The sequence below is a fragment of the Bradyrhizobium sp. CCGB01 genome (assembly GCF_024199795.1).
In the GTDB taxonomy this organism is placed as follows: Bacteria; Pseudomonadota; Alphaproteobacteria; order Rhizobiales; family Xanthobacteraceae; genus Bradyrhizobium.
The window spans coordinates 8154970-8178023 of the sequence record NZ_JANADK010000001.1 but is presented as its reverse complement, the minus strand read 5'-3'; the positions used below and the strand labels follow the sequence as shown (position 1 = coordinate 8178023).

Sequence of the window (23054 nt, the reverse complement as noted above, 5' to 3'; positions counted from 1 at the left end):
GATCGAGGCCGGCACCTTGCGCGTCATCCTGATTTGGCGCCGGTTGACTGCCTGATGACGAGCCCGGTCGGTTGAATGACGATGCCAGCCGCGGCCAGTGCTTCACCTGTGATCAGGCGAACCAGCATCCGCACCGCCTCATAGCCAAGCCGGTCGAGCGGATAGGCGACCGCCGTCACGGCCGGCGTCAGCAGATCCGCAACCGGCCCGTCGTAGAAGCTCACGACGGACAAATCGTCCGGAACCTCCAATCCGAGCTCTTGCGCCGCGCGCAACGCGCCCGCGGCGACCAGATGATTGGTGGCAAAGATCGCAGTCGGACGGTCCGGCAGAGCAAGCACGGTCCGCGCGCCCGCTTCGCCACCCTCGCGGTCATAGCCGCAATTGACCACGAACCGCTTGTCGAAGCGCAGGCCGCATTGGACGAGCGTGTCCTTGAACCCGGCGAGGCGTCGCGTGCCCAGAAAGCGACGTGTGCTCCCGAGAAATCCGATCCGCTCGTGGCCGAGGCCTGCCAGGTGGCGTATCGCGAGCGCCACGCCCGCTTCGTCATCCAGCACGACATGTGGAAACCGATCGTTCAGGTGACGATTCACCAGCACGGCAGGCGCCTGGAGCTGCTGCACGGCGGCCAATTGCCGCGCCTCCTGCTTGCCTGTGGAGACGAGAAATCCGTCGACCCTGTTGCTGGAGAGAATGCGCGCAGCCAGGTTCGGATCTTCACCTTCCTCGCCGATCCCGCCGATCAGCATCGAATATCCGAGTTCGTAGGCTGCACGCTGTGCGCCCTGAATGATCGCGACGAATGCCGGGCTGTTGATCTCAGGGACGATCATCGCAAGGCTGCCCGAGCGTGCAAGGCGTAGGCCCCGCGCCTGTGGATTGGGGGTGTAGCCCAGTTCCGCAATCGCGCGGCGGACCGTCTCCTTGGTCTCTTCCCTAACGTTAAGCGTCGGGTCGTTGTTCAGGATGCGCGAGATCGCGCCGGGCGAAACGCCCGTCGCCTTCGCGACGTCGGCTATCGTCACTCTCTTGCCAGCCACCAAGCTCGCCCCTGGATTATCTCGAGTCGGACGACAGGCGTCCGTCCGGTTGCCGCATCCTATAGCATCGATCGGAGCGCAGCAGCCGGAGCGGTGCAGTTTCTCTCGGGCGGGGATGGACGAGCTATTCGCTTTCGGTCAGGTAGTCCCACGCCGACAGCGCATGGGTCTTGATAATTGTCATGAACTCCTCGACCGACACGCATTCGTCGGCCGCGGCCATGCGCGTTGGCGCTGGCCCGTAAATATAGGCAGGCACCTTGTGATAGCGCCAGAACTTGCAGTCGGTGGCGCCGAGCGAGGGAACCGCTACCGGGCGCACGCCTGATATGGCCTCGGCATTGCGTGCGAGAATGCTAACCATCGGATGGTCGTGTGCGCACGAGTTGGAAGGGTTGCTGGCAGCTTCCTGAACGGCCACGTCCGCCTGCGGATAGTCAGCGAGAATGGTATGGACGGTCTGCATGACCCGGGTAGCGTCCAGGCCGATCGGCAATCGAATATCGGCCTCGAACACGCATGAGGCGGGAATCATGTTGACCTTCAGGCCGCCCTTGATCGTGCCGATATTCAGCGTCGGTTGGGCCAGGATGTCGGCGGCGCCGGGACCCATTGCGCGATCGGCCGCCGCGCGCACGTCGGGTAACGCGAGATAGGTCCGTAACGAGGGTGGCAGGTCGGGGACGATCTCCTCAACCTGTTCAAGCCGGTTGATCAGGCTCGCGGCGATGCGCGTCGCGCTCTCGGATTTGTGCAGATGTGCGCCATGCGCACCCGCGGTTCGCACCGTGAAGGTCAGCCGCAACGTGCCTTTTTCGGCGAAACGGATGGTCTGCAGACCGCTGGGCTCAGCGTTGATCATGCAGTCGCCATGCCAGCGCGTATCGTTTTCGAGCAGCCAGCGGCTGCCCCAGCGTCCGCCAGTCTCCTCGTCGGACACCGCGGTCAGACCGAGGCTGCCCGTCAATGCGGCGCGACGGGCGTGAAGGTAGCTGAAAGCGATCACCGACGCGGCGGTACCTGCCTTCATGTCGCAGGCGCCGCGGCCATGCACGCAGCCGTCCTCCAGCGCGCCCGACCATGGATCGCGCGACCAGCCCTTGCCGTCACCCACCGGAAACACGTCGATATGGCCGTTCATCACCAGCCGCCGCCCGCTGCGCCCTCCCTCGAATTCGGCGACCACATTGGGCAGGTCCTCGCGCGGACCCACGATCGACGCCTCGATGCCACGGCTCGCGAGATAGCGCGTCACGATTTCCGCGGCCCGTCGCGTATCGCCCGGCGGATTGGGCGACGGCTCGCGGATAAACGCCTGGAGGAAGGCGATGTGGGAGCAGCGATCGCGTTCGATCGCGGCGAGCAGGTCATCTTTCGTCATAGGGTGCATTGACATTCTTCCCGGTCTTTGTAGTCTTAGGCTAGTAAATCGATTTACCAATGGCAAGCCACAAACTCTTGCGGCGCTCAACCATAGCCGGGGAAAGCGTGCGTCGCAGGACAACGAAGACAGCTGCATGGAAAGCGTATTGACCGAACGTTCCGTCATGAGTGGGGCAGATGACCTCTCGGAAGACATCTCCCAATTCGAGCATGTGAAGCGGAAGCACGTGGGCCGCTATGTCAGCGGTGCGTTGATCGTGGCGCTCGCGTTCTGGGTGGTGATGGCGTTCGCCCATGGCCGGATCGAATGGGCGTTCGTCGGGCAATACCTCACCGTGCGCAGCATCGTCGTCGGCCTCGGCAATACCGTGCTGATGACCGCATTGGCCATGCTGCTCGGGATCTCGATCGGGGTCACCGTGGCCATCATGCGGCTTTCGGCCAATCCCGTGATCAATTGGGCAGCGGCGAGCTACGTCTGGTTCTTTCGCGGCACGCCCGTGCTGTTGCAGCTGCTGCTATGGTTCAACCTTGCGCTGGTGTTCCCGAATCTCGGCATTCCCGGACTTGTCGAAGTGCCGACCGTGGAGGTGATGACGCCTTTCCTCGCTGGACTGCTGGGGTTGGGCATCAATCAGGGCGCCTATACGTCGGAGGTCGTGCGCGCCGGCCTGTTGTCCGTCGACCAGGGGCAATACGAGGCCGCCAAGGCGATCGGCATGCCGCGTCTGCAAGCGCTGCGCCGGATCATCCTGCCTCAGGCAATGCGCGTGATCGTGCCCCCGATCGGAAACGAGCTCATCGGCATGGTCAAGCTGACGTCGCTCGCGAGCGTGATCCAGTTTCCGGAAATCGTCTATAGCGCGGAAAACATCTACTACGCGAACAACCGGGTCATCGAGCTGCTGATCGTCGCGGGCATCTGGTACGTGGTCGTCGTCACGGTGCTCTCCGTCCTTCAGGGGCGGGTCGAGCGGCATTTCGCGCGCGGCGCAGGTACATCCGGCGCAAACACACGAACTGGGAAATAGCCGTGAATCCGATCGTGAAATCCGTCGGCCTGCGCAAGTCTTTCGGTGCGTTCGAAGCACTCAAGGGCATTGATCTCGAGATCGGTCGCGGCGAGGTGCTGTGCATCATCGGTCCGTCCGGCTCGGGAAAGAGTACGTTCCTGCGCTGCATCAACCAGCTCGAGGCGATTGATGGCGGAGCCTTGTGGGTCGACGGTGAACTGGTCGGCTACCGACGCGCGGGCCGTAAGCTATTCGAGCTCTCCGAACGCGAGATCGCGCGACAACGGCTCGCCACCGGCATGGTGTTTCAGCGCTTCAACCTGTTTCCGCACAAGACGGCGCTGGAAAACGTCGTCGAAGGACCGGTCCAGGTCCTCAAGCTGGAGCGCGGGCAGGCCGAGTTCGAGGCTCGCGAGTTGCTTGCCCGGGTCGGACTTGCCGACAAATGCGGTGCTTATCCGATCGAGCTGTCGGGCGGCCAGCAGCAGCGCGTCGCGATCGCGCGCGCTCTGGCGATGAAGCCGGCGCTGATGTTGTTCGACGAGCCGACCTCCGCGCTCGATCCCGAACTGGTCGGCGAGGTGCTCTCCGTCATGCGCGACCTCGCGCGGACCGGAATGACCATGATCGTCGTGACGCACGAGCTCGGCTTCGCACGCGAAGTTGCGAGCCGGGTATTGTTCATGGACCAGGGGCAGGTGGTTGAGGGCGGGCCGCCCGAGCAGGTTCTCGGCAGGCCCACTCAAATCCGCACACGCGACTTCATCTCGGCAGTGCTGAACTAGCCGATCGACACCATTGAGGCGCACAGGGGAGTATCATGTTGTCGCGAACCCGACTTTATCTCGCATTCGGCGCCCTCGTGGTTGCGTTCGGCCACGCCGCGGGCATCGCCTGCGCACAGGGGACGAAGACGATCATCAACGCGGCGACGGTGCCGAAATATCCTCCTTTCGAATTCAAGGACCCTGCGTCCGGCAAGCTGACTGGATTCGATGTCGAAATCGTCGACGCCATAGCGGCCAGGATGGGCATCAAGGTGAACTGGATCGATTCGAGCTTCGACCAGCTGATCAGCTCGATCGAGACCAGACGCGCCGACATCATCGTTGCCGGCATGGCCGACACGCCGGAGCGCCGCGCCACTGTGAGCTTCCTGAACTATCTGCATGCCAATTCGGTGTTCTTCGCGCTGCGGGTCAACGCCGCGCGCTTCCCGGATCTGGACGCGCTGTGCGGTAAACGGGTTGCCACCGCGCGTCGGACCATCTGGCCGGCGGCGATCGAGAAATGGAGCGACGAGCATTGCGTCGCAGCCGGCAAGCCCGCCGTGATCGTGGTGGGGACGGACGGATCGCCAGATACGCGGCTGCAGTTGAACCAGGGCCGCGCGGACGCAGCGGTCCAGGGTGCCGAAACGATCCCCTATCAGAACACGATCGAGGGCAACCGCTACGTCATTCTCGGCAAGCCGTTCCTCGTCCAGGACATGGGCCTCGGCTTCGCCAGGGACGACGTGCAATTCGGCCAGAAGCTCAAGCAGGCGCTTGCCGGGTTGATGGCGGACGGCAGCTATCAGGAACTGCTGCGCAAATGGGGGCTGACTGACAGTGCGATCGAGCACGCCATGGTCAATGGTGAGCCCTGAAACGCCGCCGCGGCGGCTCGAACAGCGTGATGCAGGCCGAGGTGTGGCCGGACCTCTACATCACGTTGAGGCGGAAATTGCCGAGCTTGATGATGCAGGTCTTGCTCGCGCCGCTGATCTTGGCGATCTCGGCCTCGCCATCGAGGACGACGAATAGCTCGCGGCCGGTCGAGCTTTCCTCGAAGATGACGTCATCGACACCAAACGCGTTGATGCACTTTTCTAGTACCCCCAAAGGCCTGACGGGATGGGCCATGTTAGCCGGGGACCTGTGACGGGCGACGGCCCGCGCGTTGCGCGGCCGTTCATCTTCCCCCGGTTACGATTTGTTTGACGCCCGCCACACCGGTTCCACTTTCCCGGCCAAATTCGGCCCCGGATGACTTCCTAAAATTTCGGTAAGCGGGTCCTGAGGTAAGGATTTCGCAAGCAATGAAAGTTACCAAAAGGTCAATCCAGAGTGGAGTATTTGAACTGTGAGCGAACCAATGGCTGAGCAGGCTGCCCCAGAGACCGGTGAACCGACGAGCCTCGTCGAGGCCGCCGCGACCGCGCCGCAGGCCGTCGAGGCTGCCGGGATCGAGGCCCCCTCGATCGCTCCGGACCACGAGGCGCCGCCCAAGGCTGATCCGGTCAAGGTCGAGCTACCCCGGATCGAGGTGCCGAAGTTCGAAGCCAAGGCTGAACCGAAGGCCGAGACCAAGCCCGAGCCGAAGCTCGGCAAGCTCATCGTCATGGCGCCCTCGGAGCGCTCCTGGGACCGCGAGGAATTTGCCCCGCACGTGAAGGCGGAAGAGCCGCGCGAGACCGGCGGCAAGCGCCGCCTGTCGGCGATGGCTGCGGTGGTGGCGATCGCGGCCAGCGTCGGCGCGATCAGCGGCGCGCTCGCGACCGCCGGCATGATGCACTTTGCAGCTCCGGCCCCCGCACCGGCCCAGGTCGTCGACACCAGCGCGCTGGACGCTTCTGTCGCCCGGATCGACGCCGATCTGGTCGCGCTGAAGGCCAATGTCGAGCACAGCTCCAAGACCGGCCTCAGCCAGTTCAACCGGGCCAACGACCGCCTCGACAAGCTCGAGAAGGCGCAGGCCGAGCCGATGGCCAAAATCGCAAGGCTGTCCGAGACCGTCGACAAGCTCCGCGCCACGCCGCCTGCTGCCCCTGTGCAGGCAGCCGCAGCACCTGCTCGCGAAACCACCGGCTCGATTGCGCCGACCCAGTTTGCGACCGCCGCCGCCGCCCCGGCTCCGGCGCCCGCCGCGCCCAAGACCGAGGTCAGCCGGTTGCCGACCATCGACGGCTGGGTGCTGCGCGACGTCGCCAATGGCGGTGCGTTGATCGAGGGCCGCGGAGGCCTCTACGAGGTCTATGCCGGCGACCCCATCCCCGGTGTGGGCCGCGTCGATGCGATCCGTCGCCAGGATGGCCGCTGGGTCGTCGTCACCAGCAAGGGGCTGATCGTCTCGCGCTGATCTCATCGCGCCTTGCGCGTTGCACATTCGACTTTCGAAGAGGCGCTTCACCACCATGTGAAGCGCCTTTTTGCTTGAATAGGCGTCCCCGCGCGGTGTTACCTGAGGCATGAGCCGCGTGTTGCGAATTCTCGTTGCTGTCGTCGTCCTGTTCGGCGGCACCGTTGCGCTTTTCGCAGCGGAGACCGCGCCGCTGACCCGCGGCACCGCGATCACCGATCCTGACCTGCTGCGCAAGCTCGACCAGCACGACGCACTTACGATCTCGCGCCTGCTGTGGCCGGAACGGAACGCGGATGTTCCGCTGACGACCGACCTGATGTTTTCCTCGCTGTTGCAGCTCAAGGACATTCCGCCCGCAATCGACGCGGAGTTCGACCGCTACATCGTCAGGCAAAAGGCGGCCTATCCGACCGAGACCATCGGCGTCGGCGAAGGCTTTGACGTGCAGCTGTTCGACCGGGCCAATCTGAAATCACGCGACACGCGCTTCGTGCTCGCCGGCATCGTCAACCGCATGGACCGCGCCTATGTCGCGGAAGACTCCTGCGGCGAGATCCGGCTGATCTACCGTCTGGCGCATTTCGAGACCAGGCCGGATGGCGGCAAGACCGCAACCCGGCTGCCGATGACGCTCAATCTGGTGATGAAGGCGAGGGATGCGCGCCAGACGGATGCGAGCGGAAAGCCGGTCAGTTGCGCCGAGGTCGCGCGGCGCTGGCTCGACAATGGCGACTGGCAGGGACTGATCGGCAGTTCCTTCCATCCCGACGACGCCATGCTCGATCGCATCGAGACCAACATCCAGATCTCCATCGCGCCGAAATCGGCGCTGCACGATTTCCGCTCCGACTATCTGCTCAAGGTGTTCAAGTACAACGCCGCGACGAAGACGTTCGAGGAGGGCGCACTGGAGAACCAGATCGATCGCGACCGGATCGTTGCGGACAATGATCTCCGGCGCGAGTTCAAGGACTGGCTGCTGGCGCCGCAAAATCTGCGCGAGTTCGATCGCGGCACGGTGCTGATCCCCGAGAAGTTCCTGGCCAGGGCCGCGGTGGTGCCGACGCCCGCCGGCCTCGATGCTTCGCCGTTGCAGCCGGAGTTCGGCATGATGCAAGGTGAGGGAAAGGGCGATCCTGTCTTCACCGATAACGACGTAGTCGGCGCGCTGAAGCAGGCCGCGGCGCGCGGGGACATGCAGAACATCCGCTCGGTCGCGGGCTTTCAGCGCCGTCTCAATGACGTCACCTGCTCAGGGTGCCACCAGACCCGCGGCATCGGCGGCTTCCATTTCCCGGGCGTCGACTGGCTGGCGGACAAGCCGTCCAATTCCACCATCGTGCCGGCTTCGCCGCATTTCTTCGGCGATCAGGTGCGCCGCCGCGACATCCTGACCGCGTTCGCCGCCGGCAAGCACCCTGATTTCTCACGCGGATTTGCCAGCCGGCCGCAGACCCGCGGCAGCCGGGAGCTGGCCGACACCGAATACGAAGATGGCTGGGGCGCGCATTGTTCCCTGCAAAATGCGGGATCAGGAGCGCCGGACAGGAGTTTTACGTCATGGACCTGTGCTAAAGGTCTCACCTGTCAGGCTGCCGCGGCTTCGAGCCGCATCGGCATGTGCTTCATCAAGACGCGTTAGGCCACCTCCAGCCGATTTGGATGACCCATGACGGACACGAGCGACGCCGACAAGGAGCGCAATCGCGAGATTGCGCGCAATGAGGAAGCCAAGCAGGTCACCGGCAGCATTCGCGTCAGCACCTGGGCGGTCGCCGTGGTCGTCATCATCGGCGGGATCCTGTTCACGCTCGGCTGGCTGGCGCTGAAGTAGGCGCGCTTTCCTTCGTCATGCCCGGGCTTGTCCCGGGCATCCACATTCTCGTCTCCGTGCTCAAGGTCGTGGATGGCCGGGACAAGCCCGGCCATGACGATGCTGAGGCTTCGACGCTAGCGTCTCACTTCGCGTAGTTCGTCATCCGCTTTCCCGGCAGCAGCTCATACGCAGGCTTCCAGCCGGGCAGCGCCGCCATGCGGCCGAGCCAGGCGTGGACGGCGGGATGGCTTTCCGCGAAATCGAAGCCGTGTTCGTCGCTCGGATAATGCAGATAGGCCATCATCGAGATATCGGCGACCGTCGGCCTGGTGCCGATCGCGAAGGCATTGTGCTGGAGATGGCCCTCGAGAATGCCGAGGAAGTCGTCGAGCCGCCGGCGAAAATGCTTCAGCACCTGCGGATCGTTGTTTTGCGTGAAGGCGCGCATGAAGCGGTAGGTCGCCATGTAGCCGGTGAGCTTGTGGTTGTCCCAGAACAGCCAGCGCAGCAGCTCGAATTTTTCGTCCGCCGTCTCGGCGCCGAAACGGCCGTATTGCTCGGCAAGCTTGAGCAGCAGGGGAGCGGTCTGCGTCATCTTCACGCCGTCGACCTCGAGCACGGGGATCTCGCCCATCTCGTTCACGGCCTTGCGCCATTCCGCCGTGCGCGTGACGCCGCCGCCGAAATCGGTCCAGACCGGCTCGAACGTCTCGCCGCAGAGCGTCAGCATCAGCGCCAGCTTGTAGCTGTTGCCGGATTCGGGGAAGTAGTGCAGGCGATAACTGGGCATGGAGACCTCGCGAGGCGGACGTTGCCGTAAGGTTATAGCGAGATCGTTCCACCTCGTCATTGCGAGCGCAGCGAAGCAATCCAGCAATGCATCCGCGGTGGCGAGCTATCTCCCCATCGTCGTCCCGGACAAGCGCAGCGCAGATCCGGGACCCATAACCACAGGCCGTGGTTTGGCGAAGACTCGTGGTCACGACCGCTCGTAACAAGCACTCCCTGGGGTTATGGGTCCCTGCTTTCGCAGGGACGACGGCGGAGTATGAAGCGCCAGCGCCCGCCCTTACCCCACAGCCCCCGACGACCTGAGCTGCTTGATCGCGTTCTCGTCGTATCCCGCCCCGCGCAAGATCTCGTCACTGTGCTCGCCGACGCCGGGCGGCTTGCGCGGCTGCACTTTCTTCGCGCCGTCGATCCAGATCGGGCTCGAGATGGTGAGCATGGTGTCGTTCTCGAACGGCACCAGCACCTCGTTGTCGAGCATCTGCTTGTCGTTCGGGATGTCGTCCAGGATGCCGACGACGCCGAACACGAGGCCATTGCCGTCGAGGATCTTGCGCCATTCGGCAAGGTCCCTGGTGGCAAAGGTGTCATCCAGAATCTTGATCAGCTCAACCGAGCGGGCGTGGCGGTCGGCCTTGGTGGCGAAGCGGGGATCGTCGATCAAATCCTCGCGGCCAAGGCAGCGCGCCAGCGTCGGCCACTGCTTCTCCTCGCTCAGCAGCGACAGGATCAGCCAGCGGCCGTCTTTGCACTGATAATGGTTGGCGACCGCATTGAGCGCGCGCTCGCGCGGGCGCCGCTCGCCGAACTTGGCGCCGCACAGTTTTGCCTGCGCGAGCACGCTCGCCGCCCACACCCCGTTCGCCATCAGGTTGGAGGCGACATGCGAGCCCTTGCCGGTCTTCTCGCGCTGATAGAGCGCGGTGACGATGGCGCCGTAGAACGCCATGGCGCAGGGGTGGTCGCCCATGCCGGCGACCGAGCGGGCTGGCGTCGTGTCGGTATCGGCGCGGACGAGATCCATCAGGCCGGAGCGCGCCCAATAGGCGTTACTGTCGAAGCCGGGCTTGTTGGCCTCTTCGCCCTTCTCGCCGTAGCCGGTGAAGGAGGCGTAGATCAGCCGGTCGTTGAGATGGGCGAGGTGATCATAGGTGATGCCGAGCTTGGCCCGCACCGGCGGCGGCATGTTGGTGATGAAGACGTCGGCCTCTTCCACGAGCTTGTAGAGCACGGCCTGCGCCTCCGGCCTGGAGAGGTCGAGCGCGATGCTCTTCTTGTTGCGGGCCTCCAGGAGCCAGGCGAAATTGTGCTCGCCGGTCGGATAGCCCGGCAGGTTGGGCAGATTGCGGTAGGGATCGCCGGCGCCGGGTGGCTCGATCTTGACGACGTCGGCGCCGAAATCCGACAGCACGGTCGCGGCAGCAGGCGCTGCGATGAAGCTCGCGCAGTCCAGAACCTTCAGCCCCGCAAAAATGCCCTTTTCCATCGCGGCGTTGCTCCCTCGCTCTTGTTGTTTCCCGCGCGCTGGAATTGGCGCAGGCGAAGTCAGGGGAGCCATTAGACCGATGTTTTGCCGGGATGCAACGCTCCTCGCTACGCTTACTCCTCCCCTGCGAGCAGAGCAGCGTTGCCGCCGGCTGCCGCTGTGTTGATCGTGACGGTCTGCTCGGTCGCAAAGCGCGCGAGATAGTGTGGGCCGCCCGCTTTCGGGCCGGTTCCGGACAGGCCGTTGCCGCCGAACGGCTGCACGCCGACCACGGCGCCGATCATGTTGCGGTTGACGTAGATGTTGCCGACCTGGACGCGGTCGATGATGGCCTCGATCGTGTCGTCGATGCGGGAGTGGACGCCGAGCGTGAGCCCGTAGCCGCTGCGCTCGATCGCTTGCAGGACGCGTTCGAGGTTTTCGGCACGGTAGCGCACGACGTGGAGGATCGGGCCGAACACCTCCTCGGTGAGCTGGCCGGCGCTTTTGAGCTCGAAGATGTGCGGCGCGACGAAGCAGCCATCGGGCGCGGTGCCGGCAAAGTGCAGCCGCGCCTCGCGCTTCATCCGCGCGATATGCGCATCGAGGCGCTGCTTGGCCTCGGCGTCGATCACGGGGCCGACATGGGTTGCGACGTCGGCGGGATCACCAAGCTTCAGCTCGCGCGCCGCGCCGGCGATCATCTCGATCATGCGGTCGGCGACGTCCTCCTGCACGAACAAGAGCCGCAGTGCCGAGCAGCGCTGGCCGGCGGAACGGAAGGCAGAGGTCACGACGTCGTCGGCGACCTGCTCGGGCAGCGCGGTCGCATCCGCGATCATCGCGTTGATGCCGCCGGTCTCCGCGATCAGCGGTACGATCGGGCCGTCCTTGGCGGCGAGCGTCCGGTTGATCGCCCGAGCGACCTCGGTCGAGCCGGTGAAGACGACGCCGGCGATATCAGGATGCGCGGTCAGCGCCGCGCCGATGCGGCCATCGCCGGTGACGAGATGCAGCGCGCGCCTGGGGATGCCGGCCTCGTGCAGCAGGGCGACGGCCTCGCGCGCGATGCGCGGGGTTTGCTCGGCGGGTTTTGCGACCACGCTGTTGCCGGCCATCAGCGCCGCCGTGACCTGGCCAAGGAAAATGGCCAGCGGAAAGTTCCACGGCGAGATCGCCACGAACACGCCGCGGCCGCGCATGGCGAGCGCATTGCTCTCGCCGGTCGGGCCGGGCATGGCGGCATCGGAGCCGAACAGCTTTCGCCCCTGCGCGGCATAGTAACGGCAGAAGTCGGCGGCCTCGCGAAGCTCGGAGAGCGCATCGTCGAGCGTCTTGCCGCCCTCGACTTGCAGCAGCGCGATGAAATGAGCGCTCCGGTTCTCCAGCAGATGCGCGGCCTGCTCCAGCGCCGCCGCGCGCGTGCCCGCCGGCGTCCGGCTCCAGGCCGCAAAGCCTGCGCGTGCAGCAGTCACCGCAGCGTTGGCCTGATCCGCCGTTGCATCCGCGATCTGCTTGTGGTCGGCGGCCTCGGCCTTCACGTCTGCCAGCAACCGGTCGAGCGCGGTGCGCGCGCCGAATTCGACGCCGCGCGAATTGCGCCGCTCCGGCGCGAACAGATCGCCCGGCAGCGGAATCCTGGGGTGGATCGCCTGCTGCGGCCGGACGATGGCGTCTGCCGGTCGCTGCAACAGCGCCGGCACCGGCACGCGATAATCGGCCGCCTGCGCCACGAATGACGAGTTGGCGCCGTTCTCCAGTAGCCGCCGCACCAGATAGGCGAGCAGGTCGCGATGGCTGCCGACCGGGGCATAGGTGCGGTAGGCGATGTCGGGGTGATCCTTGGCGAGCTGCTCGTAGAGCGCTTCGCCCATGCCGTGCAGGCGCTGGAATTCGAAGCCGCCGCTGCTCTGCGCAAGCTCCAGCACGGTCGCGACCGTCAGGGCGTTGTGGGTGGCGAATTGCGGAAAAATGCGCGGCCGCAAGCCGAGCAGTTTTGAGGCGCAGGCGACGTAGTTCAGATCCGTCATCGCCTTGCGCGTGAACACGGGATAGCCGTCGAGCCCGCGCTCCTGCGCGCGCTTGATCTCGGTGTCCCAATAGGCGCCCTTGACCAGCCGCACCATCAGCTTGCGGTCATGCGCGCGGGCGAGTGCGTCGACATAGTCGATCACGGCGCTCGCGCGCTTCTGATAGGCCTGGATCGCCAGGCCAAATCCGTGCCAGCCCTTCAGCGACGGATCGGCGAGCGTTGCCGCGATCACGTCGAGCGACAGCTCCAGCCGGTCGGCTTCCTCGGCATCGACAGTGAAGTTCAAATCATGGGCCTTGGCGCGCTGCGCGAGGTCCAGCAGTTGCGGCACCAGTTCAGTCATCACGCGGTCGCGGCTGATCGCCTCGAAGCGCGGATGCAGCGCCGACAGCTTGACGGAGATGCCGGGCCGGTCGGGCAGGGGATTGCTACCGGCCGCCTTGCCGATGGTTTCGATCGCACTGGCATAGGCGTCGAAATAGCGTTTCGCATCCGCAGCCGTGCGCGCGCCTTCGCCGAGCATGTCGAAGGAATAGCGCGGCTTCTGGCCCGAGCGCGGCTTACCCCGCTCCAGCGCCTGCTCGATGGTCTCGCCCAGCACGAAATGATTGCCCATCAGTCGCATCGCCTGGCGCGTGGCGGTGCGCACCGCGGGCGCGCCCAGCCGCTTCACCAGCCGGCCGATGGTGCCGTCGGGTGTTTCGCCGGGCTGGATCACTCGCGCCGAGAGGCCGAGCGCCCAGGCCGAGGCGTTGACCAGGAACGCCGTGGACTTGGTCTCGTGATGGATGAAGTCGCCCTCGCCGAGCTTGTCCTCGATGAACTGGTCGGCGGTGCGCGCGTCTGGAACGCGCAGCAGCGCCTCGGCCAGCACCATCAGTGCCAGCCCTTCCTTGGTCGAGAGTGCGAACTCCCGCAGCATGTCCTCGACCCCGCCGAGCCGGTCGTCGCGCTTGCGGATCGCCTCGATCAGCCGCGTCGCGGTGCGGTCGATCCGTGCTTCCTGCGGCGGACCAAGATGCGACGCCGGCAAGAGCCGCGCGGCGATCTCGGCATCATCGGGCGCGTAGGGAGCGGAGAAGGGAGGCGGGATGTTCGGCATGGCGTGTCCTGTGGCTGAAATCCAGGATAAGGCCCGCGTGACCGTAGTTCGATAGACAAGTTAGTCGTTTTGCCTTAGAAAGTGAAGGCAACTCCGATTTTGGCCGCATAAAATATGGAACTCGATCGAATTGACCGGAAGATCCTCGCGGTTTTGCAGCAGGATGGGCGCATAGCCAATGTCGAGCTCGCCGAACGCATCGGGCTGTCGCCGACCTCGATCGGCGAGCGGCTGAAGCGGTTGCAGCGCGAGGGCTTCGTCGAGGGCTATGGGGCGCGGCTCAATCCGCACCGGCTTGGCCTCGGTCTTCTGGTGTTCGTCGAGGTGCTGCTCGACAAGACCACGCCGGACAATTTCGAGCGCTTCGCGCGCGCGGTGAAACTCGCGCCCGAGGTGCTGGAGTGTCACATGGTTGCAGGCGGCTTCGACTATCTTGTGAAGGCGCGGCTTGCCGACATGACCGCCTATCGACGCTTCCTCGGCGAGACCTTGCTGTCGATGCCGGGCGTGCGCGAGACGCGAACCTATGCGGTGATGGAAGAGATCAAGCGCGACGCACCGTTGCCGGTGGAGTAACGAAATGCCGTCGCGATTGTCATTGCTGTGGCGTTGAACAAGCGGTCTTCGCGGGAAAATAGCTCTCCGTGTGCAGTCGCAACGCCTGTCGTCGAATGCACTGGCCGTCTTCTAAAATTTTTTTGGCCCGGCTCCCGGACAGATCCGGGAGGCAGCAAAAGCTGGCGGCCTTATACTTTGAGGTTCTCTGCGGAGGTCTTGCCCCGGTTTGCGATCTCTTCGTATTCCACCGTCTGTCCTTCGTTCAGGGACGACAGACCGGCTTTCTGCACTGCCGAGATATGCACGAACACATCCTTGCCGCCCGACGCAGGCTGGATAAATCCATAACCCTTCGTCGGGTTGAACCACTTGACCGTACCTTTAGCCATCACGTCTTCTCCGCGGGTCTTCCTCCGAGATCTCGAACCGCCAGTCCCCGCCAACCGGCCGGTTCGGTCCTAACAGGATACGCGGATTGTGGCCGGCTTGGTAGCTCAAACCACATCGGCATTTTGCCGAATTCCGCTCAACTTCGCGGCGTTTTTACCGGTTTTGCCCGTTTCGCGGTCAATTGATCCGAACGCCGCGATCCATCCGTCAATAAGTCGCAGCCAGATAATCGACGATCTTGCCGACATCGGCATCGTCGATCGGGGCACCATAGACCTTTATCATCTTGGTCACCTCGGCCTGCCAGAAGGCCTTCTTGTCCTTCATCGGTGGCTGCGTGCTGACGTAGTCGGCCGAGTGGCAGGCGCTGCAATTGCCCTGCACGACCTCGAGATTGGGGCCGGGCTTGAAGGCGGCGACCTCGTCCGGGAGCTTATAGTTGACGGGCGCTGCGGTCACGGCGCCGATGCCGGCGGCGACAGCGAGCGAGATGGCGAGGAGAACGGTGCGCTGCATGATCATTCTCCCTCAGGCCACGGTCACGCGGACGGTTTCGACGACGTTGCGTAGATAACCCGCCGGGTTCCAGCGCGGCGTATCCGGCTGGGTCTCGCCGCCATTGCCCGTGGCGCGCACCTTCAGCTCATGGGCGCCCGCCGCGAGCTTCACCGGCAGCTTCCATTCACGGAATGAGTATTTGCCGAGATCCTTGCCGAGCTTGGCGCTGACCCAGGTCTTGCCGCCGTCGGTGGAAACCTGGACCTCCTTGATGCCCTTGCCGCCGTCGAAGGCGATGCCGCGCAGCGTCGTCGCTCCCGCCTTCAGCTTGGCGCCGTCGGGAACGCTGGTGATGAAAGAGCGGATGGTGAAGCGGTTGATCGGGATCGTCGCCTTCGGCGCGGTGCCCGGCTCGATCGCATTGTTCGGGGTGTCCGGAATGCGATAGGCCGACTTCATCCAGAAACCGTCATAGACAGTGTCGATGACGGTGATCTCGTTGAGGTGCTTGACCCAGTAGGTGCCGTAATAGCCGGGCACGATCAGGCGCAGCGGGAAGCCGTTGAGGAACGGCAGGTCCTCGCCGTTCATGCCGTAGGCCAGCATCACCTCGCCGTCGGTGGCGTGATCGAGATCGAGCGCCTTGACGAAATCCGGCGTCTTGTCGCTGACCGGACCGTCCATGCCGTTGAAGGTGACCTGCTTGGCGCCGCTCTGCACGCCCGCCATCTCCAGCACCGCCTTCAGCGGTACGCCGCGCCAGCGCGCATTGCCCATGGCGCCGTTGGCGAGCTGGCCGCCGGCGACGCGCGGCTCTGAAAAGCCGCGGCTATTGCCGGAGCACTGATTGACGGCGACGATCTCCGTCGCCTTCATTTTCCGGATGTCCTTGAGCGACAGCTTGAGCGGCTTGTCGACCTTGCCCTTGACCTCGAGCGTGAACTTGTCGGGATCGAGGTTGTAGGGGAGGTCCGAGAGGTGATAGCGCACGAAGAACGCGTTATTCGGCGTGATCGGGCCGTCATTGAACACCGCGAACGGCGTCTCGAGCTGCGGCGGCCGGCTGGTCAGTCCGATCATCGGCCGCTTCTGCGGATACTTCACCAGCGGCCGCTCGCCATTGGTGAAAGGCAGGGTGACGGTGTCGAGTGCCAGCGCCTTGGTGGAATTCAGTGTGGCCGCAATAGCGGCGAGGCCCGCTCCTTTGAGCAGGTCGCGTCGATCGAACATTCTGGTCTCCTCCCGGAGCTTTTCGTTGGACCAGCGGTCATCACCGCGATCCCGCGCTCATCTGTCGCAACGATTTGGATGAAGTCAATTCGTGCTTTCGCAGCAGGCCCATGCCGTTGCGTTGCAGCAAGCCGGTGTTACGTGGCGAGCCGAGTTATTGCCGCAGTAGCGGTGCTCTTCCTCGCCCCGCCTGCGGGGAGGTGAAGACTCAAGCCGCGATGCGCGCGCTGCGATCGACGAGGGTCGACAGCTCCCTTGCATCCGCAACGACGCGCACGGCCATCGGCTCGTCGCGGCCGCGGATCGCGACCTCCTGTTGCGGCAGCGCATCCTCGGCAAGGTCGGCGGTGCGGCGGACCTCCTCCGAGACGATGGCTTCGCAGGCCAGCGTCTTGGTCATGTCCTGGAGCCGGGCGGCAACGTTGACGGCGTCGCCCAGCGCGGTGAAGACGATGTGATCGCGATAGCCGATGTCGCCGATGATGACCTCGCCGCCGTGAATCCCGATGCCGAAACGGATCGGCTCACGCAAATCATGGCTCAAGAGCTCATTTAGTTCGTCGATATGCGTGGCGATGCCGGCGGCGGCCTTCAGCGCCTGCCGGCAGGCTTCGTGCGGATCGGCTGACAGCCCGAACAGCGCCAGCATACCGTCGCCCACGAACTGGTTCGGCTGGCCGCCGTTCTCGATCACGGCCTGCGACACCGCGCCGAGGAAGCGGTTGACGATGAAGACGGTGTCGAACGGCAGCCGCTTCTCGGCCAGCTGCGTCGAGCCGCGCATGTCCACGAACAGGCTGACGAGATAGCGTTCCTGGCCGATCCTGGCCGGCATCGAGGCCTGCCCGTCCGCCGCATGCGTGTGGGGTGTGAAGAGCTGGAAGAAGGAGAGATCCGAGTCCGGCCGCAGCTGGCAGGCGAGCCGGATCGAGGGGTCAGCAGTGCCGACGCGGGCGAGCACGAAGGCCTCGCGCTGTGACGGCTCGGGCAGGGCGCCATGATCGCCGATGACGCGGATGCGGCAGGTCGAGCAGCGGGCGCGGCCGCCGCAGACGCTGGCATGCGGCACGTTGTGGCGCAGGCTCGCCTCCAGTACGGAGAGGCCCTTGGGCACGCGCACTGTCTTGCCGTTGCCGTAGGACAGCGCGATCATGCCGCCGCGCCGTTCGCGCAAGGCGCGTACCCCGCGCGCTGCCAGCGCGAGGGCGAGCAGGCCAAAATAGCCCATGACGAGGCCGCCGCTGATGCGGTCGAGCACCTTGTTTTCCGCGACCGTGCCGACCTGTTGCCTCGTATAATTCGTCTTGCGCCAGTCCGCGTCGTCGCTGTCGGCGGCAACGCTGCGTCCGCCCTGGTAGATGCCGAGCATCGCTAGCGTCGGGATCAGCACGGCGGCTGCGAGCAGATAGGGCGCGGCGCGCGTGAAGAAGGTCTTCATGCGAAGCCAGAAATAGATGCCGACGCAACCGTGCACCCAGGCGACCACGAGCAAAATCGTCATCTGCCAGAGCCGGGCGGGCGCCAGGACGAAGAACAGATAGAGCTCCTGCGGGTAAAGTTTCTCGTGCCCGTAGAGCGTCAGGCCGAGCCGTATCCCGATCACATGCGCCATGATGAGCGCAGGGATGCTCAGGCCCAGCAGGAGCTGGAGCGGCTCGACGGTCCGCCAGCGGAACTGCCGGCGCTGGTACAGCGCGTAGATGCCAAGCCCCATATGGGTGAGCGCCGCGGTGTAGAACACGATCGCAACAGGCAGGAACTGCCAGAACACGGTGTGGTAGTAGACCCCGGCCTCCATGGCATCGACAGAGATGTTGCCGAGCGCGTGGTTGAGCAGATGGCTGACCACATAGGCGAACAGGATGATGCCGCAGACCAGCCGCACCTGCCGCACGCTGGTGGCGCGGACGAGTTCGGTCATGTGGGCAGGAGCGGTGGCCATGATTCGATTGTATCAGTTCATGAAGGAGAACAGCCAGCGTAGCGGTTAATTCCCGCCGTGGACAGATTGTGAAGTCACATGCCCGACAAGGTTGCGAAATCGTAGGGTGGGCAAACGCGCGCCCTTGCGCGCCGTGCCCACCATTTCTATCCGTCAATCCCCATGGTGGGCACGCTCCGCTTTGCCCACCCTACGATCGCTTCCGCGGGGCGACAGGGGACTCCCCCGCATTGACTCCCCGTCCGAGGTTGGCGAAAAGCGCGGGCGTGACGACAGCCCCCGACATCACCGTGTTCCCCCGCAGCCTCGCCCGCCGCCCGCTCCTCGTGGCTGTGCTGGTCATCGCGGCGATGACCGTGCTGCGCATCGTCTACGCTTCCGCGATCGAGCTGCGCACGGACGAGGCCTATTACTGGACTTGGTCGAAGGAGACGGCGCTCAGCTTCCTCGATCATCCCCCCATGATCGCCTGGTTCATCCGGCTCGGTACCGCGATCTTCGGCGACACCACGTTCGGCGTGCGCATCAGTGGCATCGTCGCGATGTTCGTGACGCAGTTGCTGCTCGCCGACATCGTCCGCCGCCTCACCCATGATGTGCGCGCGGTGGTGCTCGCGGCGCTGATGCCGGAGGCCGCGCTCTATTACGGCCTGCTGATGGCCAAGGTCGCGCCCGATGTCGCCATGATCCCGTTTGCGGTGGCGATGATGTGGTCGCTGGTGCGGCTCGCGCAAAGCGGCGACGGCCGCTGGTGGCTGGCGGCGGGCCTGTTCGCCGGACTGTCGATGCTGTCGAAGTTCACCGCGATCATGTTCGCGCCGGCGGTCGCCGCGTTTCTGCTGGTGCCGGATTGGCGCTGGCGCTGGCTGCGCAGCCCTTACCCCTATCTCGCGGTGCTGATCGCGATTGCCGCATTCTCGCCGGTGCTGATCTGGAACGCGCAGCACGACTGGGCCTCGTTCCGTTTCCAGGGCGTGCGCGCCACCGCCAATTACGGCATCTCGCTGCGCACCATCGGCGATTACATCGGCCTGCAATTCGGCCTGGTCGGCTTCGTCATGCTTCCGGTGGTGCTGACGGGCCTCGTGATGACGGCGTGGCGCGGCTATCGCACGCGCGAGCCGGTCGCGATCCTGCTGTCGACCGCGGTGCTGGTGCCGTTCCTCTATTTCTTCTTCAAGTCGCTGACGCTCAGGGTCGGCGACACCTGGCCGATGTTCATGTGGCCGGTCGGTTTTGCCGCCGCCGCCGTCAACCTCGCAGCGATGACGAAAGAGGGATGGTCGGCGCGCATGCTCAGATCGTCGCTGTTCTGGGCCAGGACGGCCGTCACGACGGGCATCGCCTTCGTCGTGATCGTCTTCTTTTACTACGTCGCGGCGCCCTGGAATCTCCTCGGCAAGATCGATCCGATCGGTGCCGAGGCCGGCTACGAGCAGGTCGCGGCGCGCGCGCAGGCCGCGCTCGACGAAACAGGTGCGACCTGGATCGCGACCACGGACTATCGCACCTACGCGATGATGCGCTGGCTGTTCAGGGGCCGTGTGCCCGTGATCGAGATCAACGAACGCGGCCGCTTCCAGGATTTCCGCGATCCCGGCATGGACCGGATCAGCGGGCACGCGGGCATCTATGTTGGCCGCGAGCCGGACAACCGGTCGTCGCTGTGGCAGAACATCCCCGCCAAGCGCGAGCAGCTCGGTCAAGTCGAGCGCCGCTGGCGCCGCGTCCTGACGGATACTTATGTGATTGAAAAGCTCAGCGGCTGGACGCCAGAGCTTGCGCCGCCGAAGGACTCGCCGCTGTTTCAATGGAAAGTGCTGGCGGGGGAGATTCAATCGCTCTCGGCGTTTGCGTAGCCAAGAAGGCAGTGACCTCTTCCTTCTCCCCTTGTGGGAGAAGGTGGCGCGAAGCGCCGGATGAGGGGTCTCTATCCACATGGGTAGATCTGTATTCGTGGTGAGTTACCCCTCACCCGTCTCGCCGCTCCGCGGCGAGCCACCCTCTCCCACAAGGGGAGAGGGTGCAGCGAATGCGCGGCACGAAGGGCTACGCCTCCTCGTCCTTCTTCCGCAGCAGATCCGTCGCGAGGTCCGACAGTTTCGGCGGCGGCAGCGCCGCGAATGGCAGCGGCCTTGTGACGTCGATTGCGGCCAACCCGAGCCGCGCCGTCAATAGCCCGTTCAGCACGCCTTCACCCAGCCGCTGCGACAGCTTTGCCGCAATGCCATGCCCGAGCATCTGCTGCACCAGGCTGTCGCTTGCGGCCATGCCGCCGGTGATGGCGAGATGGGCGATGACGTGGCGGAGCAGGCGGATCATGCCGAGCGCGCCTGGGCGGCCGCCATAGAGGCGCGCAAGCTGGCGTATCAATCTCAGCGCAGCCACGAACACGAACATCACGTCGATCGCCGCGCGTGGGGAGACCGCAGTCACGATCGAGACCTTTTGCGCAGCCGACGACACCAGCCGCCGCGCCTCCGCATCCAGCGGCGACATCAGCTCGCGCTCGGCGAGCCGGATCATGTCGGCGCCGTCGATGATCTCGCCGGCGTGACTTTCCAGCGTCGCGCGGGCACGCGCGAGCTGCGGGTTCTGGTGCGCGATCTTCAGAAGATCCTGCACGATGACGCGGCTCTCCTTGCGGTCGTCATTGGCAAGCACGGCGGCGGCGCGCTGATGCAGTTTCTCGATGGTCGCGAGGCGCACCAGACCGAACGCCTCGCGCCCGATCACCACCGCGAGCGCGAGCGCGGTGACGAATGCGAGGGCGAGGCCGACGAAGCCGAGGCTTTCGCTGCGCGCAAACAGATCCTCGATCAGATGCACGACGCCGAGCCCGGTGCCGAGCAGCGTCAACCCGGCGAGGCCGGACCAGAACAGCGTGCCCCAGGGAAAACCTCGCCGCGCGGGAAGCGCGGCTTCGATCAGCACGGGCAGCGTCGCCGGGTCATGCTCCGGCGTGATCTGGATGGTGGCGCGGCCGAGCCGGCTAGTCTCGTCGGATTCGGTGACGACGACGCCGGGATCGTCGAGCCGGAACGTCGCCGGCCGCCGCTGCTGGGATCGGTCGTTCATGACAGCTTGTCTCCGATCAGGAACTGCAAGGCACGGTCGAGGCGGATGTGTGGCAGCGCCGGCTCGTCATTGCCCTCGCGTTCGAGCTTTGGCGGACGGAAGCGCAGGAAGCGAAAGTCGCTCTTTTCGGCAGCTTCCGTCGAGAGGCCGCGGAATGCGTCGGTGCCGTTGAACAGCGGCTCGGGATCCAGCGGCAAATCGCCCGGAAAGGTCGCGACCTCCGTGTTGCCGTCGAAGAACTCGCCGCCGGCGCTTTCGCCGGCCGCCGGCGTTCCCAGGATCGACGGCAATTTGTCGCGGCCATGGGCGACCTGGGCTTCGCGCGTGGCGCGCACGGCGGCGAGCGCGACCACATCGATCTCGGCTCCGGTATCTTCCGCGCGCGCCGCGGCGCGCGAGACGGCGCGGCGCAGCACGGCTTCGAGCCGGTCGTGGCTGGAGTGATGCAGATGGTCGGCCTTGGTCGCTGCGAACAGGATGCGGTCGATGCGCGGACGGAACAGGCTGGAGAGGAAGGTGCTGCGGCCGATGCGAAAGCAGTCGAGAATGCCGGCGAGTGCGGCTTCGAGATCGTGCAGCGCCTCGGGGCCGGAGTTGAACGCGGCGAGCGCATCGGCCAGCACGATCTGCCGATCGAGCCGCGCGAAATGATCGCGGAAGAACGGGCGGACCACGACGTCCTTGTAGGCCTCGAAGCGGCGGACCATCATCGCCCACAGCGAGCCCTCCGGCGCCTGGCCGCCAATGGGCACGTCGAGCGGCGCAAAGGTCAGTGCTGGTGTGTCGGCGAGATTGCCGGGCATCAGGAAGCGCCCGGGCGGCAGCAGGCTCATCGCGAAGCGCTCGTCGCGGCAGGCGCGCAAATAGCCCGTGAAGAGCTTTGCCGCGGTCAGCGTCGCCTGTTCATCCTCGTGGGCCTCGGGCTTGAGCGTTGCAAGATGCGCGTGCCAATCAGCAGCCAGATGCGCGCGCGGCGCCTCGCGTGACAGTGCGAGGCTCTCGGCCGACCATTGCTCGTAACTCTTCTGCAGCAGCGGCAGGTCGAGCAGCCACTCGCCGGGATAGTCGACGATATCGAGCGTCAGCGTACGGTCGGCGCCGTTCTGGCGCTGGTAGTCGATGACGAGGCGCAGCTCGCTGATGTCGACGGTCGAGTTCGGCCAGCGCCGCTCCTCGATCAGCGCGCGCAGATGGTTCTCATAGGCAAAGCGCGGCACGGCATCGTCAGGCTGCGGCGCCAGATGCGCCCGCGCAATCCGGCCCGAGGCATAGGCCTCGAACACCGGAAACCGGCCGCCGCGGGTGAGGCCGTGGATTAGCGCGGTGATGAATACGGTCTTACCGGCCCGTGACAGGCCGGTGACGCCGAGCCGCACCGTCGGGTTGAAGAAGTGCTCGCCATAGTCGATCAGGGCCCTCGCCGACAGGCGCGCCTCTTCGACCATATCCTGGAAACTGAATGCCATATGAACGGGGATCTCGGGCGAGGGCGAATACGCAAAAAGGACTAATCACAAAAGTGGCAACTGCTTGAAGAAAATCAAGCTTCATACTTCCACCGCCTTTGTCGGCAAATCAGCCGTTTGAACGAC

The 23054-nt window shown here is 65.0% G+C and carries 20 protein-coding genes; 8 read left to right on the top strand and 12 right to left on the bottom strand.

All coding sequences use genetic code 11. The features are described from left to right. Positions 1-23: 23 nt before the first annotated feature. Entirely contained in the window at positions 24-1043 is a 1020-nt protein-coding gene (locus NLM25_RS38450; RefSeq protein WP_254123118.1) for a substrate-binding domain-containing protein, read from the bottom strand. Positions 1044-1167: 124 nt separating this feature from the next. After that, a complete protein-coding gene (locus NLM25_RS38445) occupies positions 1168-2424 on the bottom strand; it encodes an ArgE/DapE family deacylase (RefSeq protein ID WP_254140342.1) in 1257 nt (418 codons plus the stop codon). Positions 2425-2560: 136 nt separating this feature from the next. Between NLM25_RS38445 and NLM25_RS38440 the strand changes: the two genes are divergently transcribed. From NLM25_RS38440 to NLM25_RS38430, 3 genes are read left to right on the top strand one after another with little or no spacing between them, the layout of a single operon-like run. Then, positions 2561-3457, top strand: a complete 897-nt coding sequence (locus tag NLM25_RS38440) for an amino acid ABC transporter permease (RefSeq protein ID WP_375167864.1) — start codon at positions 2561-2563, stop codon at positions 3455-3457. Positions 3458-3459: 2 nt separating this feature from the next. Then, positions 3460-4224 (top strand): amino acid ABC transporter ATP-binding protein, encoded by a 765-nt coding sequence (locus NLM25_RS38435; RefSeq protein WP_309143640.1) that lies wholly within the window; start codon positions 3460-3462, stop codon positions 4222-4224. A gap of 35 nt (positions 4225-4259) precedes the next feature. Continuing rightward, on the top strand, positions 4260-5087 hold the full coding sequence (locus tag NLM25_RS38430) for an ABC transporter substrate-binding protein (RefSeq protein WP_254140341.1): 828 nt from the start codon (positions 4260-4262) through the stop codon (positions 5085-5087). A 55-nt stretch (positions 5088-5142) separates the two neighbouring features. Here the strand turns inward: NLM25_RS38430 and NLM25_RS38425 are convergent, their stop codons facing one another. Continuing rightward, positions 5143-5343, bottom strand: a complete 201-nt coding sequence (locus NLM25_RS38425) for a hypothetical protein (RefSeq protein WP_254140340.1) — start codon at positions 5341-5343, stop codon at positions 5143-5145. Between the two features lie 232 nt (positions 5344-5575). Between NLM25_RS38425 and NLM25_RS38420 the strand changes: the two genes are divergently transcribed. From NLM25_RS38420 to NLM25_RS38410, 3 genes are all read left to right on the top strand, one after another. Next, positions 5576-6559 carry a hypothetical protein gene (locus NLM25_RS38420; protein ID WP_254140339.1) on the top strand — a complete coding sequence of 328 codons (984 nt, stop codon included), beginning with the start codon at positions 5576-5578 and terminating at the stop codon, positions 6557-6559. A gap of 109 nt (positions 6560-6668) precedes the next feature. After that, positions 6669-8204: a hypothetical protein gene (locus tag NLM25_RS38415; protein ID WP_254140338.1), complete on the top strand. Its 1536-nt coding sequence runs from the start codon at positions 6669-6671 to the stop codon at positions 8202-8204. 27 nt (positions 8205-8231) lie between these two features. Beyond that, complete coding sequence (locus tag NLM25_RS38410; protein ID WP_200469919.1) at positions 8232-8396, top strand: hypothetical protein; 165 nt, start codon at positions 8232-8234, stop codon at positions 8394-8396. Between the two features lie 124 nt (positions 8397-8520). Here NLM25_RS38410 and NLM25_RS38405 read toward each other — a convergent pair whose 3' ends face one another. The 3 genes from NLM25_RS38405 to putA all read right to left on the bottom strand — a co-directional run bounded on the left by NLM25_RS38405 (position 8521) and on the right by putA (position 13766). Then, entirely contained in the window at positions 8521-9168 is a 648-nt protein-coding gene (locus NLM25_RS38405; RefSeq protein ID WP_254140337.1) for a glutathione S-transferase family protein, read from the bottom strand. 279 nt (positions 9169-9447) lie between these two features. Next, a complete protein-coding gene (locus tag NLM25_RS38400) occupies positions 9448-10653 on the bottom strand; it encodes a CaiB/BaiF CoA-transferase family protein (RefSeq protein WP_254140336.1) in 1206 nt (401 codons plus the stop codon). 113 nt (positions 10654-10766) lie between these two features. Next, positions 10767-13766 carry a bifunctional proline dehydrogenase/L-glutamate gamma-semialdehyde dehydrogenase PutA gene (putA, locus tag NLM25_RS38395; RefSeq protein WP_254140335.1) on the bottom strand — a complete coding sequence of 1000 codons (3000 nt, stop codon included), beginning with the start codon at positions 13764-13766 and terminating at the stop codon, positions 10767-10769. Positions 13767-13880: 114 nt separating this feature from the next. On the opposite strand from putA, the gene NLM25_RS38390 reads away from it, so the two are divergent. Next, on the top strand, positions 13881-14342 hold the full coding sequence (locus NLM25_RS38390; RefSeq protein WP_212484417.1) for an Lrp/AsnC ligand binding domain-containing protein: 462 nt from the start codon (positions 13881-13883) through the stop codon (positions 14340-14342). A gap of 170 nt (positions 14343-14512) precedes the next feature. On the opposite strand, the gene NLM25_RS38385 is transcribed toward NLM25_RS38390, so the two are convergent. The 4 genes from NLM25_RS38385 to NLM25_RS38370 all read right to left on the bottom strand — a co-directional run bounded on the left by NLM25_RS38385 (position 14513) and on the right by NLM25_RS38370 (position 18384). After that, positions 14513-14713: a cold-shock protein gene (locus NLM25_RS38385; RefSeq protein ID WP_008134691.1), complete on the bottom strand. Its 201-nt coding sequence runs from the start codon at positions 14711-14713 to the stop codon at positions 14513-14515. A gap of 208 nt (positions 14714-14921) precedes the next feature. After that, positions 14922-15230: a cytochrome c gene (locus NLM25_RS38380; protein ID WP_254123109.1), complete on the bottom strand. Its 309-nt coding sequence runs from the start codon at positions 15228-15230 to the stop codon at positions 14922-14924. 12 nt (positions 15231-15242) lie between these two features. After that, positions 15243-16442, bottom strand: coding sequence for a molybdopterin-dependent oxidoreductase (locus tag NLM25_RS38375; RefSeq protein ID WP_254140334.1), 1200 nt, complete (start codon positions 16440-16442; stop codon positions 15243-15245). A 208-nt stretch (positions 16443-16650) separates the two neighbouring features. Further along, complete coding sequence (locus NLM25_RS38370; RefSeq protein WP_254140333.1) at positions 16651-18384, bottom strand: adenylate/guanylate cyclase domain-containing protein; 1734 nt, start codon at positions 18382-18384, stop codon at positions 16651-16653. Between the two features lie 266 nt (positions 18385-18650). Here NLM25_RS38370 and NLM25_RS38365 point away from each other — a divergent pair, with 266 nt between their 5' ends. Further along, positions 18651-20243, top strand: coding sequence for a glycosyltransferase family 39 protein (locus NLM25_RS38365; RefSeq protein WP_375167863.1), 1593 nt, complete (start codon positions 18651-18653; stop codon positions 20241-20243). A 190-nt stretch (positions 20244-20433) separates the two neighbouring features. On the opposite strand, the gene NLM25_RS38360 is transcribed toward NLM25_RS38365, so the two are convergent. Both NLM25_RS38360 and NLM25_RS38355 read right to left on the bottom strand, forming a co-directional pair. Next, entirely contained in the window at positions 20434-21462 is a 1029-nt protein-coding gene (locus NLM25_RS38360) for a YcjF family protein (protein ID WP_254140332.1), read from the bottom strand. Further along, positions 21459-22928, bottom strand: coding sequence for a YcjX family protein (locus tag NLM25_RS38355; RefSeq protein ID WP_254140331.1), 1470 nt, complete (start codon positions 22926-22928; stop codon positions 21459-21461). The genes NLM25_RS38360 and NLM25_RS38355 overlap by 4 nt, the downstream gene beginning before the upstream one ends. Positions 22929-23054 lie beyond the last annotated feature (126 nt).